Origin of the sequence: Gilliamella sp. App4-10 (assembly GCF_001690495.1) — a bacterium.
Lineage (GTDB): Bacteria > Pseudomonadota > Gammaproteobacteria > Enterobacterales > Orbaceae > Gilliamella > Gilliamella apicola_G.
Genome location: NZ_LZGS01000038.1, coordinates 1 through 15,521, shown reverse-complemented (window position 1 = coordinate 15,521; position 15,521 = coordinate 1). Strand labels below are relative to the sequence as shown.

The following is a 15,521-nucleotide window of genomic DNA, read 5'->3' as shown; positions in this document are numbered from 1 at the left end:
TAAAAATCTGACAGAAAATTAAAATTATATAGAATTTTTATTAAATTTTATTGTTGTCTATTACTAATAAAAATACCACTTTTTAAGTGGTATCTGATAAAAAACTTAAATTCAGTCTTCGAGCATTTCGAGCATTTGAGCTAAGATCAAGTTTTCATCTTGATCAACATTCACCACATAATGAGCAGCATCATGATATAAAGGCAGTCTTTCAGCTAATACCTTATCTATTTCATCTGCAATAGATAAGCCCGTTAACGATGGTCTTTGAGCAACATTCGGATCTTTCATTAAACGAGCAGCTAGTGTTGATGCGGGCGCAGATAAAAAGATAACTGTACCATTTTGTTTCATAAAATGACGGTTATGCTCAGCTAATACCATGCCTCCACCAGTTGCAATGACACTATTGGGTTTAGTTGTATCAACAAGCACTTGGCTTTCCCTTGCTCTAAATCCTTCCCAACCTTCTTTTTCAACAATTTCAGCCACTGTTTTTTGAGTAGTTTCATGTAAATGGCGATCGGTATCAATAAAAGAAAACGATAGTTTATTTGCTAACATCTTTCCCATTGTTGTTTTACCTGCCGCTCTTGCACCAACTAAAAAAATTGTTTTATTCATATCGGGTTCTATCTTTCCAGATTTACAGAATATATTGACCATGCTAGTGATTCGCCCTTATTTTTGCAATATATTTTTTTAGATAATTAAATTAAATTTCCATAAGATTGATTGTAAATAATTATTTAAAAAAGTTATAAAAAAGCCTTTTAGACTCCAAAAGTCATCTTGATAAAGCTAATTAACATAGTTTTTCTAAACCACGAAAATAGAGCTCTGTGGCAATTGATTGATGTAATCGCCATTGCACCACGTCTAGATTAGGATTAATTTTTTTAAATTCTTCATATGTCATAAAGTAACGTATTATATTACTGCCAACACGATCATTGATACTATTGATAATAATATTAATTTTATCATTGCGAAGCTTTTTCAGCTCTTGCATTGTGTTTGCAACAAACTCAGGCACGGGTATAGTACCATTCTCCCAATCATACCATGTTTTAGCATCCGTTTTACCAATATATTGGCTAGCTTCTGATACTTTTAGCATCAGAAAACGACGATAAGCTTGCAATTCAAGGTTTGTCATAAATACTCCTTTTAATAATATAACTAATTTAAACAATAAACATTTAATTTTATTTAACATACATCTCATTCACTTTAATGAAATGTATGTTCTATTTGCAATATTTATTTTCCAGCTAAAGCATCTATTACAGCTTGTTTTGCCCTATCGGAAAGATTTTTTCCTGTCCAAATTTTAAATTGTGCATTTGCTTGCTCTATAAACATTTCACGCCCTGAAATAGATTCCCAGCCAGCTTTTTCTGCCTCTTGTCTAAATCGTGTATTATATGGTGTATAAACAATATCATAAGCTAAACCTTTTCCTTTAAACCAAGCTTGTTCATAAGGGGTCTGATCTTCAAATTTGCCTTGCATACCCAAGGGAGTAGAATTAATAATAATTTGCGCTTCAACGTGGCTGCGTTCTTCCCAAGCAACTATTTTAAGATTGAATTCTTTGGCTAACGCTTTGGGTAAGTCACTCGCTATGTCAGTCACGGTAATATCGGTATAACCAAGATCCTGTAATCCGACAACCGCAGCGCGTGCTGCACCACCAGCTCCTAGTAATAAAACTTTTTTATATTCAGCCGGTAATTTCTTCTGTTCAAGAGGTTGCATAAAACCAACAATATCAGTATTCTCACCACAAAGCTTATCACCCTCCCAATAGACTAAATTAGCAGCACCTGCTTTTTTTACATGCTCAGTCACTTTATCTAAATAGGGGATAATCGTTTGCTTATGCGGAATAGTGACACACAATCCCCGTATGTTTAATAATCTTACAGATTTGAATAAGGTTGAAATATCTTCGGGTGGCGTAGCAAAAGGAACTAAAACTGAGGGAATACCATAATCCTGAAATGATGTAGTATGAATAAGGGGGCTCATACTATGTCCTAAAGGATAACCGATAATACCGTATATACTATATGGCGTGAACGGGTTCATACAATCTCCTTGAATGTTAGAAAATTAGACCTAATAGATAAAATCTATAAGCAATAGTATTAAAACATATTTATTATAAAATTAAACGGTTTTTGTATTTAACTAAGATAACCCTAACTATAGAATGATAGTTTTATGGTAATAATGGTTATCTATTGGTTAATATTCATGTAGGTAATACACTTATTTTTACGTACAAATAAGATAATGCTTGAGAAATTGCGTATAACAGCGTATACTTCGCTACCTCATTATTATGGGTGTAGTGTGAGAGGTTAGACTGCTTCTCAGATAGAACTGCAGCAAACTAAAAGCCTGACGAGGTTAATTCCATTAACATATTACGCCCAAGGCTTAAGCATTGAAATTTCGGAGAATTATTGACATGTCACGAGTATGCCAAGTAACAGGAAAAGGTCCTTTAGTAGGAAATAATCGTTCTCATGCGATGAATGCTACTAAACGTCGTTTTCTACCAAATCTTCAAACTCACCGTTTCTGGATTGAGAGTGAAAAACGTTTTGTAAAATTGCGTGTATCTGCTAAAGGTATGCGTATTATCGATAAAAAGGGTATTGATGCGGTTTTAGCTGAACTTCGTGCCCGTGGTGAAAAGTACTAATAAGGAAACAATATCATGGCAAAAGGTGTACGCGAAAAAATCAGATTAGTTTCTTCTGCTGGTACAGGTCATTTTTATACCACTAGCAAAAATAAAAGAACTATGCCTGAAAAAATGGAGATCAAAAAATACGATCCTGTTGTTCGTCAGCATGTTATTTATAAAGAAGCGAAAATTAAATAGTTTTAGACAAATTAATAAAAAACCCAGCCTATGCTGGGTTTTTTTATACCTTTTTAGCGCACAACATACCTGCATATTTTGTTCATTGATATTGCTCTAGTGAGTAGCAACTAAGCAATAAAAAAGCTAACAATTTAATGAAAAAAATATAATTATTATTGATAATTTTATATCTGTTTAACTCAGCAATCATTTATAAAATCATTAAAATAAAACAAGCTCCAGTTTTTAACCTGAAGCTTGCTAAAACAGCAGTAGTTTTATTTCAAATATTGCTGTTCATAAGCTCTTGCTTTTTTATCGTCAAAAGCATGTTCCCAACGCGCAATAACAATCGCTGCTAATGCATTACCTACCACATTAACGACTGTTCTGCCCATATCTAAAATACGTTCAACCCCCATAATATAACCAATCCCTTCAAGAGGAATACCTACACTACCAAGCGTTGCAGATAAAACAAGAATTGATGCGCCTGGTACACCAGCAATCCCTTTTGATGCTATCATCAAGGTGATGACAATAATAATCTGATCTAAAATAGTTAAATCTATCTGGAATAACTGTGCTAAAAAGATAACCGTAATACTTTGATAAAGTGTTGAACCATCGAGATTAAATGAATAACCTGTAGGAATAACAAAACTTGTTATTGATTTAGGTGCGCCATAAGCTTCCATTTTTTCAATAATTTTAGGTAATGCTGTCTCTGAACTTGCGGTCGAAAATGCGATAACTAATTCTTCTTTTAATATTTTCAATAACGTAAAAATATTAAATTGGCAAATTTTACAAACAAGCCCCAGTACCACTAATGTAAAAATAATCATTGCCGAATAGACAGTTAAAATTAATTTAAGTAGAGGAAGTAAAGATTCAAAACCATATTTCGCCACAGTTACAGTAATGAGTGCAAATACTCCCACAGGCGCATAACGCATGATCATATTAGTGACTTTGAACATAGTGTCAGACACTATTTTTAAGAAGAATACAAATGGTTCGCGTTGTTTATCTGGCAAAGACATTAAGCCTAAACCAAAAAAGACACAGAAGAAAATGACAGGTAAAACAGCACCATCAGTCATAGCTTTAAAGATATTGGCAGGAATCATATCAAGAATCATGACAATTAAACCATGAGGCTTTCCACTTAATTCTTCAGCAGCTTGGGTATACTTACTAATATCAACCGTTGCTAGTGTTGAGGAATCAATTCCTGCGCCTGGTGCAAAAATATTACCCCAAAAAAGACCTAATAAAATAGCAATCGTTGTAATAATTTCAAAATAGAGAATTGTTTTAAAACCTAATGTCCCTAATCGTTTAGAACCACCAATACCTGCAATACCTAGCGTTAATGTGCTCAGTATAATTGGCAGCACAATCATTTTAATTAATCGAATAAAGATATCGCCTGCAGGTTGAAAAATATTCACTATTGAAAATTGGTAATATGAATGTAATGGATGGCTTGGAACTGAAAGTTCAAATAAATAAGCGCCTACTGCTATCCCTAAGATCAAAGCTATCAAAATTTGCCATGCAAGATTTGTTAAGATTTTTTTTATAGAAAATGACATCAAATACTGTTCCTTTTCGAGATTATTCTAAATAAAAAAGGATTAGCTATATTTAACTAATCCTTTTTAATAATTAAAAATTATTCTTCAGATTCATGTTCTGAATCACTCCGCTCTTCACTTAGTGACGATAATTCAGATTCACCATCTTCATCTTCTGTTTCGGCGATTCGCTGTAATCCCACCACTTTTTCGCTTTCGGCAGTTCGAATAAGCATAACACCTTGAGTATTTCGACCAACAACACTCACTTCTGAAACACGAGTACGAACTAATGTACCTGCATCCGTAATTAGCATAATTTGATCGGTCTCATCAACTTGTACAGCGCCAACAACTGAGCCATTTCGTTCACTAACCTTAATAGAGATAACGCCCTTCGTTGCTCTTGATTTAGTCGGATATAGCTCTTGTTGTGTACGTTTACCATAACCATTTTGAGTTGCGGTTAGAATTGCACCATTACCTCGTGGTACAATTAATGAAACCACTTTATCATCACTATCAAGTTTTATACCTCGGACACCTGCGGCTGTTCGCCCCATACAACGAACTTTATTCGTTGGGAATCGAACAACTTTACCATTGGCAGAAAACAGCATAATATCCTCTGTATTAGAGCTCTCGGCGACTTCATTATCCTCATCTTCACCTTCACCTTCATCAATAGTCGCATCATCATTCAAATCTTCATCATCAGTAGCAGCTAAATGGTCGTTGTTAGTTAAATCCACACCGATTAATTCATCATCATCACGTAGATTAATCGCAATAATACCGCCACTACGAGGTCGACTGAATTCAATTAAAGACGTTTTCTTAACGGTACCTTGCGCTGTTGCCATAAATACGCAATGCTCGTCATCAAATTCTCGCACAGGTAGGATCGCAGTAATACGCTCACCCGTCTCAAGCGGTAATAAATTGATAATTGGACGCCCACGTGATCCACGGCTGGCTTCAGGTAACTGATAGACTTTCATCCAATATAAACGACCACGGCTTGAGAAGCAAAGAATCGTATCATGGGTATTTGCTACCAATAATTTTTCGACAAAGTCTTCTTCTTTAATTTTAGTTGCAGATTTACCTTTACCACCACGACGTTGAGCTTCATAATCGGAAAGCGGTTGATATTTTACATAACCTTGATGAGAAAGTGTGACAACGACATCTTCTTGCGCAATAAGGTCTTCAATATTAATATCTGCACTACTTGCAGTAATTTCAGTTTTTCTCGCATCTTGGAACTGATCTCGAACAGCTTCAAGCTCTTCACGAATTACCTCCATTAATCTCTCTGAACTAGCCAAGATATGTAATAATTCACCAATTTGCACAAGTAATTCTTTATATTCATCAAGAATTTTTTCGTGTTCAAGTCCTGTCAGTCGATGCAAGCGAAGATCTAAAATGGCTTGAGCTTGCGCTTCAGATAAGTAATAGTGCCTTTCACGAATGCCAAATTCTGGCGCTAAGTCTTCAGGACGAGCCGTATCATTACCTGCCTTTTCTAGCATAGCTGCAACATGACCAAGCTGCCAAGCTTGCGTTAATAATTTGGTTTTAGCTTCGGTAGGCGTTGATGCAGAACGAATTAATTCTATAACCGGATCGATATTAGCAAGCGCTATCGCCAAACCTTCTAATACATGAGCACGTTCACGTGCTTTGCGCAATTCATATATGGTTCGACGAGTGACTACTTCACGGCGATGAAGTACAAAGGCTTCAATCATTTCACGTAAGTTTAATAGTTTCGGTTGGCCTTTGTGTAACGCCACCATATTGATGCCAAAGGAAACTTGTAATTGAGTCAATGAGAAAAGGTTATTTAATACAACTTCACCCACAGCATCTCGTTTGATTTCAATCACAATACGCATACCATCTTTATCTGACTCATCGCGTAATGCCGAAATCCCTTCTACTTTCTTATCTTTGACTAATTCTGCAATCTTCTCAATCAATTTTTTCTTATTAACTTGATATGGAATTTCGTTAACAATAATAGTTTCTCGTCCAGAATGGTCATCCACTTCAATTGTAGCTTTAGAACGAATATAGATAATACCACGGCCAGTGCGATAAGCATTTTCAATACCTTTACGCCCATTAATGAGAGCTGCAGTCGGGAAGTCTGGACCATGGATATGTTCCATTAACCCATCAATTGAAATATTTTCATCTTCAATAAAAGCAAGACAGCCATTAATAACTTCAGGAAGATTATGAGGTGGGATATTCGTTGCCATACCAACTGCAATCCCTGAAGAGCCGTTAATTAATAAATTTGGAATACGAGTCGGTAATACATCGGGAATCATTTCTGATCCATCATAGTTTGGTGAAAAATCAACTGTTTCTTTATCAAGATCAGTCAATAATGCCCCTGCAAATTTCTGCATCCGAATTTCGGTATAACGCATTGCAGCAGCTGAATCGCCATCAACAGAACCAAAATTTCCTTGACCATCAACCAACATATAACGCAATGAAAACGGCTGAGCCATACGCACAATTGTGTCATAAACAGCAGAATCACCATGTGGGTGGTATTTACCAATAACATCCCCAACAACACGAGCAGATTTTCGATAAGGTTTGTTCCAATCATATCCCGCTTCATGCATAGCAAATAAAACACGTCTGTGAACAGGTTTTAACCCATCTCGCACATCAGGTAAAGCACGCCCAACAATGACTGACATTGCATAATCAAGATAAGAGGATTTTAATTCATCTTCAATATTAACGGGAGTTATTTCTTTGGCTAATTCGGTCATAACACCATGTTCTCTTATTAATTTAAGTCATCAAAATAGTTCATAATTGTACCATAAAATCAATATTAATGCAGAACTAAACTATTTTTATTTTAACTTATTCGTTATGAATAAATAACGTATTTTCAATTAATTGACATAAGCAATTTAAAATCATAGCATGCATTTCGTAAGCCATCACTTTTTTATAAGATGGAACTCTTATTTCAATATCATTTTGCCCAAGTAAACCAATAACTTCACCACCATCAAAAGCGGTTAATGCAACGATTTTCATATCTTTAATTACCGCTTCTTGAACCGCACGAATGATAGCTCGGCTATTCCCTTGGCTAGTTGCCACAATTAAAACATCACTTTGTTGACCTAAAGCTTGAATTTGGCGAGCATAAATTTCTTCATGATTAGCTATAGCACTTAATAAAACATTGTCCGAGACTAAAGCTATTGCTGGAATGCTTGGTCTTTCGATATTAATACTGGTAATTAAACGGGAAGTAAAGCTTTGTACATTAGCAGCGGAAGAACCATTCCCACAGCTCATAATTTTATTGCCGTTAAGTAAACTCTCAACAATAATATTTGCAGCCTTTTCAATTGAATAACCAAGCGATTCAGCCATCACAATTTGAGTTTGAATACTTTCAGTAAAATAATTTTTAATTAAATCTTGCACACTTTTTCACCTAAAAATTAAAATGCATTAATAATCCACTTTTGGCTTTTACCTGTAATAGCAAAAACATCAAATCTAAACTCTGTACCTTCAATATTTAAATTTTGCTCTATCATCCATAGTTGAGCCGCCTGCTTGATTTTATTTTGTTTATTTAATGTCACGGTCATTTCAGCATCGCCAAAATTTGCATTTTTTCGATAACGTACTTCAATAAAAACAAGACATTCATTATCCAGCATAATTAAATCGAGTTCGCCGAAGCGAAATTGGATATTATGAGCAAGAAATATAAGCCCCTGCTTAAGTAGATATTGGCGAGCAATATTTTCATAATGCTCGCCAATTTGTTTTTTATTCGGTCTTTGAATCAGGTTTAGCTTCACCATAAATATATTGCTGCCAAGAAAGTGAGCGAGTCACTTCACATTGATTACTAGTTGATAGTTTACCTGTCATACCATCTAAAAAATTCGGTTGATTCGAATTGAGTTGATTAAAACGATTAGCTAGTCGCCAGGCATCAATCCCCATTGCATATAGACGCATTAATGAATAATCTTTCTGAACGTTGCTAGGTATATTTATATTATCTTTTTGATTTACAATCATAGGAATTTCTGCATATTCAGTTTTATTCATATCATAATTAAAATCATCAGAAGCATTGGCTACATGACTTTTAGAACTTGAATAAAGCGTGACAGATGATGAATTACCAATATTCTTATTTGCACCCATATCAAGCATTGGTTTTATCAACGTTAATTCATCGTATGAAGAATAAACATAAATAGCATCAAATTCAGCAGATAATATCTCTCCTGATTGTGGTGTGTCATTAATTAAAATAGGATCTCCTTCAAGGATAATCCCTAAATTACGATTCATATTGGCACTTAATGTTTTAGTATTGCCAAAATATTGCACGTAAGCTTGTGAACTATTTGTCGACAGTTGAGACCACTGTGCCGCAAAACTTTTCGCAACACGTTGCCCTAAATTAGTATTAGGTACTAATAGCAACGGTTTTATTTTATTCTGAGAATAAAGATGATCTGCAGCATCTTTTGCTTCATCGTCAGGAGATAAAGCAAAGTAACACATCTTATTAGCAGTCGTGGTTGTGTTATCAACTTTGTTCAAGGTTAGAACAGGAACAGTTGGTGCTAACTCTTGTATTTTAATAACATCTTCTTTTAATAAAGGGCCTACAATTAATTCAATATTCTGTTCCCTTGCTTGCTGGATTAAGGTATCTATTGGTTTACTAGTTGTATCGAGCACGATCACATTTTGTTGTGGTTCTTGTGGAAAAAACTTATTGGCATCCATGTAACCTTGACGAATAGTTTCACCAAATATGCGTGAAGAGCCATTTAATGGCAATAATAAAGCAATTTTTTTTACATTAGCATCAACAACAAGTGCCTGTTCACCAGTTAATACCGAAATAATCTGTTTAGCTGGGTGATCTGGATATTGTGTAGCCCAATTGTTGACAGCTTGTTTTAATAACTGTATTTTTTTTTGAGATTTTTCTTCAATTACTTCTTGCGTATCATCATCTTGCGAAGCAATTACTTTACTAGCATTTTGATAAGCATAAGCCAAATCAACCCAGCCTTGTAGTGTAATTTCATTTTCATACACTAAAACTTTACGAATTTTATTAGATGTTAACTTACTAAAAAAATTCCATGTATCATTTAATAATTGCTTTTTCTCGGTCTCTAGTACATATTTTTCTAATTGAAGATAATCATGAGCTTGGGCATTAATATCTTTACTGTTCATGTCCAAGCCTAATTTAATAGTATAATAACGATATAGCTGTGAGGGAGTCAAATTTTCTATATTAAATTGATTAATATCAAATCCCTTTCCCTTCTTTACGGCAATTTCACCTTCTGATAATAATTTTTCTTTTTGCTGTTCAGTATTAAGATTAAGAGGTAAATTTGATAATAATACACTTGCTTGCGAAAATTTATTTTCTTTTATCAGAGCGCGAATAGCTAATAATTGCCAATTAGCTTTAACAGAACCAGAACTATTATCTGCTTGTGACAAATAATAATTAGAATTTTGAGTATCATCAAAGTTAAGAGATTTCTTTGACATTTCTAAAGTACACCCTACCAAAAATGTAAATAATGGCATTATTAACATAGCATAAAAGTAGCGTTTTAAATTCATACCCATTCTCTTGTAATTTTATTATCCCCAAATTCGTTGTACATGAACGGTTATTTCTTCTCTATCATGATAAAGCTGTTTTGCCTGAATTTGCACATTAATTTTTTCATTATTTAATTCGTCGTTTAGCCATTGTAAATTTTGTTTTACTTCTTCATAGCGTTTTTTCATTGGTAATTTAAGATTAAAAATAGTCTCTCTACACCAACCATTAATTAGCCATTTGGCTATTAACTCCGTGACCTTAGCTGGTTTTTCAACCATATCACAAACCAACCAGTAAATATTAAGCTTTTTAGGTACAAATTTGAAGCCATCTTCACGATAATGTTTAACTTGTCCTGTTTCCATCAGCTTCTCATTCATCAGTCCATTATCAATGGCATAAACCATCATGCTTCTTTTTACTAGCTGGTAAGTCCAACCTCCAGGACAAGCCCCCAAGTCAACCGCATTCAAACCACCTTTTAATCGTTCATCCCATTCTTCATAAGGAATAAAGATATGAAATGCTTCTTCTAATTTTAACGTAGATCGACTTGGTGCAGCGGTTGGAAATTTTAGCCTCGGAATCCCCATATAAAAAGGTGAATTATTTTGACTCAGTGAATAACCAACATAACAACTATTACTATTAATAAAAAATAAGTGAATAACGGGTCTTGATGGGTTTTCAACTTTTAATAAAATACGTTTACTTCGTAATGCCTGACGAAGGGGAACCGTAAATTTACGACAAAAACCGGAAAGAGCCTTGCCATCATTAGTATCAGCAACTTCTACACGTAGATCCCCAGCATTATCTATAAGGCCAGATAATGCATCCATGATAGGAGAGATACGATCATTATTCGGCAAATCTATTAATAAATCGCCCGAAACAAACATTTGTCTAACGAAAATTAATGTTCGAAAAGCCAAATCTTTTATTAACAATTGTGCATCACCATCTTGATAGCATTCAAAAACAACATAACCACTGTTTTCTTTAACTTTAGCAAAGCCATATACTTCTTTCTGTCCAGCTCTATCTGTAATTTCTGCAGCGCATTCTTTTTCAAATCCACAACGACAATATAAAATGATCTTATTTAGTTTTTGCATAATTGTATATTAAATTTATTAAACCGCCATAACAAGCAACAGTCACATCAATCAGATTGAACATTATCAGTATATAAAGGTGCTTCCCCTTTTGGGCGAGTCTTAAATCGTCGATGTAACCACATATATTGTTCAGGTGCTTTTAAAATTTCTTGTTCAATAACTTTATTCATAAAAGTGGCAGCAAGCACATCATCATCTATTGGATAGCCTTCAAGCTCTGAACTAACATAAACTGTATAGTGACCATTTTTCTCACGCTTAGGCGTAAAAGGGATAATGGCAGGCTCTCCTAACTTAACTAATATGCGCGTACCAACGGTAGTTGCAGCTTTTTCGACTGAAAATAGAGGTGCAAATACGCTATTTTTAGGACCATAATCATGATCCGGCGCGTACCAAAGTAACTCACCATTCTTTAGTGCGCGGATCATACCCTTTGTATTATGGCGGTCTAGCATGTATTTGTTTGACTTAAGTCTCCCTTTAAGCTGAACATAATCCATTACAGGATTATCATTTGGTCGATAAACACCCACACCTGGATGGCTCATTCCTAAAATACGTGCACCTAATTCTAATGTTAAAAAATGAATACCTATGAGCAGAACACCTTGACCCGATTGTTGTACCTTTTTAATATGAAAGTCGCCAACAATAGAAATGCGCTTGGCAAGCCGTTTATCTGACCAAAACCATGCCATGCCAGTCTCAAAAATAGCCAAACCAGTCGAAATGAAATTATCACGTAACATCTGATTACGTTCTTGTTGTGTTTTTTCAGGAAAACAAAGTTTAAGATTTTGCCTCGCCGTTTCTTTACGTTTGCCGATTAATTTCATTGAAAGTAATCCTAAGCCCTTTCCTATTCGGAAAATAATTGGATAAGGTAACAATACGATTAAATATAAAATGCCAATACCAAACCACGTTAACCAATAATGAGGGAGAAGTAAACGTTTAGTAAAAATAGGGCGAATTTCTTGATTTTGACTCATATTAAGATCAAGTTATTTATTAATAATAAAGTCGAATATTATATACCATATATTGATTTTAGGGGCAGAAAAATAAACAGATCTAGCGGCGTTATATCATCATTTTGTAACAAAATTTATATTTAAGGTAGATTATAGCTAATAATTAGAAATTAGCTATAATCAGTTCTTAAAATTGGCAGCTTTTATACTGAAACACAAAATTACCTGAAACTTTTTTACAGAAAATTAAATAGCAACAGGCGCTTTGATTGCAGGATGTGGATCATAACCAACAATTTCAAAATCATCAAACTCATAATCAAAAATTGTTGGAGGTTTACGTTTGATCGCTAGTTTTGGCAGAGCCTTTGGCTCACGGCTTAATTGTAAATGGGCTTGTTCCATATGATTAGAATAAAGATGCGTGTCGCCGCCAGTCCACACGAAGTCACCTACTTGTAATTCACATTGTTGTGCAATCATGTGAACTAACAATGAATAGCTGGCGATATTAAATGGCAATCCTAAAAATACATCACAAGAACGCTGATAAAGTTGACAAGAAAGTTTACCATTTGCAACATAAAATTGGAAAAAAGCATGACATGGAGCTAATGCCATTTGATCTAATTCTCCAACATTCCAAGCAGAAACAATCATACGCCTAGAATCAGGATCATTTTTAATTTGTCCAATTAATTGGGATATTTGATCTATTTGACGTCCATCAGCTGCTCCCCATGCGCGCCATTGTTTACCATAAACGGGACCTAAATCACCATTTCCATCGGCCCATTCATTCCAAATAGTTACCTTATTATCTTGTAGATGCTTAACATTTGTATCTCCCTTCAAAAACCAGAGCAGCTCATGAATAATTGAACGTAAATGACATCTTTTAGTCGTAACAAGAGGAAAGCCTTCTTGCAAATGAAATCGCATTTGATGCCCAAAAATAGATAGCGTACCGGTGCCAGTTCGATCTGGCTTAGGTGTACCTTCTTCTAAAATTTTCTGCATTAACGCTAAATATTGTTTCATCGTGTTTTATCCTTCTGGTTAAATCTATACGCCAATAAAAGAATAAAAATACCTCCCATAATCATTGGTAAGCATAAAATTTGCCCCATACTGATAATATTTAAAAATAAACCTAATTGTTCGTCTGGTTGTCTAAAAAATTCTATAACAAATCTAAATAAACCATAGCAAAGTAAAAATAGCCCGGATACAGCACCAGTTGGTCTTGGTTTTCGAATAAAAACATTTAAAATAATAAACAGCACAATTCCTTCAAACATCATTTCATAAAGCTGTGAAGGATGCCTTGGTAAAATACCTTTTAATTGAGAATAAAGTGAAAACCATTCTGGGTGAGACTGAACAAACATAAAATCAGCATGTGATGATGTCGGAAATAACATACCAATAGAGGAATTAGTTACTCTTCCCCAAAGTTCTCCATTAATAAAATTGCCAAATCGACCAAACATCAAACCAATAGGTACAAGAGGAGCAACAAAATCACTTACTTGCATAAAAGTTTTTTTTGCCTTTTTAGCAAAAATGGCAATAACACAAATAGCGCCAATTAAACCACCATGGAAAGACATCCCTCCTTCCCACACTTTAAACAAAATCACAGGATCTTTAATAAAAACATCAAAATTATAGAAGAAGACATATCCTAATCGCCCTCCAATAAAGAGTCCTAAAAATCCCCAGAATAATAAATTCTCAACCTGTTGTGACGTCCATTGACTATTTGGTTTAATTGCTCGACGTTTAGCTAAGTAAAGCGCACCCAGCACACCAAATAAATACATAGCACCATACCAATGGAGTGAAATAGGACCAATAGAGAAAACTATTGGATCGAAATTGGGAAATTGTAAATATTTATTCATTTTTTTATACGCTTTTTATTTTTTCGTTTATGAGAAAAGAAATTAAATCGTTTCTTCTTAGAAATACTTGTTGATGCATCTATTTCAGACTGTATAGCAAACACAGGTAAAGAAAATTCCTTCATTGCCTTTCTATAAACATCTCGTTTAAAAGCAATGACCTGTCGAATCGGATACCAATAACTGACCCATTTCCAGTCATCAAATTCAGGAGTTGAAGACATATTTAGATTAATTACCGACGCATCTGAAATTAATTCTAATAAAAACCACTTTTGCTTTTGTCCAATACAAACTGGTTGATTTTCCCAACGAATCATCCTTTTAGGTAATTTATATCGTAACCAACCATTAGTAACGGATAAAATCTTCACATCTTTTGATAATAAACCAACTTCTTCGTTTAATTCACGAAACATTGCCTGTTCAGGCGTTTCGTTTTGTTTTATTCCGCCCTGAGGAAATTGCCAAGAATTTTGCCCGTAACGGCGAGCCCAAAGCACTTGACCATACCTGTTACAAATAACTATTCCTACATTTGGACGGTAGCCATCATTATCGATCACTGACTACCTCAAAAATTAATTCTTATATAGCTAAATTGTTTCATACATACAACAATAAATAAATAAAAAAATAATAATACAATAACCATACGATTTAATTTAATTTTTTCATACTATTAAATAATTTATTGTAGTAATATTACTTAATATAAACAATTCTGCTATACTATTTGATGTTTTTTTATAAAAAGCAAAAAAGCCCAGCATCACTGCTGGGCTCTCTCTAAATTTAAAAGTCTGGCGGCACCCTACTCTCACATGGGTAATACCCACACTACCATCGGCACTACGGCGTTTCACTTCTGAGTTCGGCATGGGGTCAGGTGGGACCACCGCGCTATTACCGCCAGACATATCCTGTCTTCTCTTCTTCTACATCAATGATGCTATAATAAAATATTATACCTCTTCACCATCAATATCTCAATCCAGAACAAACTGCTTTATCATTCTTTAATCAACCTCAGTCAACCTAGAATATTAAAAACTCTCGCGTAACCCCAAAACAACTCCGAGTTGTAAGGTTAAGACTCTCGGTTCATTAGTATCAGTTAGCTCAATGTATCACTACACTTACACACCTGACCTATCTACGTCTTAGTCTCAAACGGACCTTACTGAATCTCTTCAGGGAAAACTCATCTCGAGGCTAGTTTCGTACTTAGATGCTTTCAGCACTTATCTATTCCGCACGTAGCTACCGGGCAATGCAATTGGCATCACAACCCGAACACCAGCGGTGCGTTCACTTCGGTCCTCTCGTACTAGAAGCAAACCCTCTCAATTTTCCTACGCCCATGGCAGATAGGGACCGAACTGTC

General features: G+C 34.8%; 15 protein-coding genes and 2 rRNA genes. 2 read left to right on the top strand and 15 right to left on the bottom strand.

Features of this window, described 5'->3' with window-relative positions; genetic code table 11:
* Positions 1–111: 111 nt before the first annotated feature.
* The 3 genes from aroL to aroE all read right to left on the bottom strand — a co-directional run bounded on the left by aroL (position 112) and on the right by aroE (position 2,094).
* Positions 112–624 (bottom strand): shikimate kinase AroL, encoded by a 513-nt coding sequence (gene aroL / locus A9G23_RS08120; protein WP_065587132.1) that lies wholly within the window; start codon positions 622–624, stop codon positions 112–114.
* A gap of 181 nt (positions 625–805) precedes the next feature.
* Complete coding sequence (locus A9G23_RS08115; protein WP_065587202.1) at positions 806–1,159, bottom strand: Aca2/YdiL-like domain-containing protein; 354 nt, start codon at positions 1,157–1,159, stop codon at positions 806–808.
* 104 nt (positions 1,160–1,263) lie between these two features.
* Complete coding sequence (gene aroE / locus A9G23_RS08110) at positions 1,264–2,094, bottom strand: shikimate dehydrogenase (RefSeq protein ID WP_065587131.1); 831 nt, start codon at positions 2,092–2,094, stop codon at positions 1,264–1,266.
* A gap of 385 nt (positions 2,095–2,479) precedes the next feature.
* On the opposite strand from aroE, the gene rpmB reads away from it, so the two are divergent.
* Both rpmB and rpmG read left to right on the top strand, forming a co-directional pair.
* Positions 2,480–2,716 (top strand): 50S ribosomal protein L28, encoded by a 237-nt coding sequence (gene rpmB, locus A9G23_RS08105; RefSeq protein ID WP_034946960.1) that lies wholly within the window; start codon positions 2,480–2,482, stop codon positions 2,714–2,716.
* Between the two features lie 15 nt (positions 2,717–2,731).
* A complete protein-coding gene (rpmG, locus tag A9G23_RS08100) occupies positions 2,732–2,899 on the top strand; it encodes a 50S ribosomal protein L33 (RefSeq protein ID WP_025314526.1) in 168 nt (55 codons plus the stop codon).
* A gap of 260 nt (positions 2,900–3,159) precedes the next feature.
* On the opposite strand, the gene gltP is transcribed toward rpmG, so the two are convergent.
* From gltP to A9G23_RS08040, 12 genes are all read right to left on the bottom strand, one after another.
* A complete protein-coding gene (gene gltP, locus A9G23_RS08095; RefSeq protein WP_065587201.1) occupies positions 3,160–4,470 on the bottom strand; it encodes a glutamate/aspartate:proton symporter GltP in 1,311 nt (436 codons plus the stop codon).
* Between the two features lie 92 nt (positions 4,471–4,562).
* Positions 4,563–7,268, bottom strand: coding sequence for a DNA topoisomerase (ATP-hydrolyzing) subunit A (gene gyrA / locus A9G23_RS08090; RefSeq protein ID WP_065587130.1), 2,706 nt, complete (start codon positions 7,266–7,268; stop codon positions 4,563–4,565).
* 97 nt (positions 7,269–7,365) lie between these two features.
* Positions 7,366–7,944 (bottom strand): SIS domain-containing protein, encoded by a 579-nt coding sequence (locus tag A9G23_RS08085; RefSeq protein ID WP_065587129.1) that lies wholly within the window; start codon positions 7,942–7,944, stop codon positions 7,366–7,368.
* 17 nt (positions 7,945–7,961) lie between these two features.
* Positions 7,962–8,333, bottom strand: coding sequence for a YraN family protein (locus tag A9G23_RS08080; protein WP_065587128.1), 372 nt, complete (start codon positions 8,331–8,333; stop codon positions 7,962–7,964).
* Positions 8,299–10,068, bottom strand: coding sequence for a penicillin-binding protein activator (locus tag A9G23_RS08075; RefSeq protein WP_176700610.1), 1,770 nt, complete (start codon positions 10,066–10,068; stop codon positions 8,299–8,301). Before A9G23_RS08075 ends, A9G23_RS08080 begins: the two co-directional genes overlap by 35 nt.
* A 96-nt stretch (positions 10,069–10,164) precedes the next feature.
* Positions 10,165–11,247 carry a 23S rRNA (cytidine(2498)-2'-O)-methyltransferase RlmM gene (gene rlmM, locus A9G23_RS08070; RefSeq protein WP_065587126.1) on the bottom strand — a complete coding sequence of 361 codons (1,083 nt, stop codon included), beginning with the start codon at positions 11,245–11,247 and terminating at the stop codon, positions 10,165–10,167.
* Positions 11,248–11,294: 47 nt separating this feature from the next.
* Positions 11,295–12,245 carry an LpxL/LpxP family Kdo(2)-lipid IV(A) lauroyl/palmitoleoyl acyltransferase gene (lpxL, locus tag A9G23_RS08065; RefSeq protein ID WP_065587125.1) on the bottom strand — a complete coding sequence of 317 codons (951 nt, stop codon included), beginning with the start codon at positions 12,243–12,245 and terminating at the stop codon, positions 11,295–11,297.
* A gap of 228 nt (positions 12,246–12,473) precedes the next feature.
* Positions 12,474–13,268: a thymidylate synthase gene (gene thyA / locus A9G23_RS08060; protein ID WP_065587124.1), complete on the bottom strand. Its 795-nt coding sequence runs from the start codon at positions 13,266–13,268 to the stop codon at positions 12,474–12,476.
* The gene (gene lgt, locus A9G23_RS08055) at positions 13,265–14,134 is read right to left on the bottom strand and encodes a prolipoprotein diacylglyceryl transferase (RefSeq protein WP_065587123.1); all 870 of its coding nucleotides are present in this window, start codon (positions 14,132–14,134) and stop codon (positions 13,265–13,267) included. The genes thyA and lgt overlap by 4 nt, the downstream gene beginning before the upstream one ends.
* Positions 14,131–14,700 (bottom strand): RNA pyrophosphohydrolase, encoded by a 570-nt coding sequence (gene rppH / locus A9G23_RS08050; RefSeq protein WP_065587122.1) that lies wholly within the window; start codon positions 14,698–14,700, stop codon positions 14,131–14,133. The genes lgt and rppH overlap by 4 nt, the downstream gene beginning before the upstream one ends.
* Positions 14,701–14,935: 235 nt before the next feature.
* Positions 14,936–15,051 (bottom strand): 5S ribosomal RNA (gene rrf / locus A9G23_RS08045).
* Positions 15,052–15,220: 169 nt separating this feature from the next.
* A 23S ribosomal RNA gene (locus A9G23_RS08040) occupies positions 15,221–15,521 on the bottom strand; the annotation flags it as partial.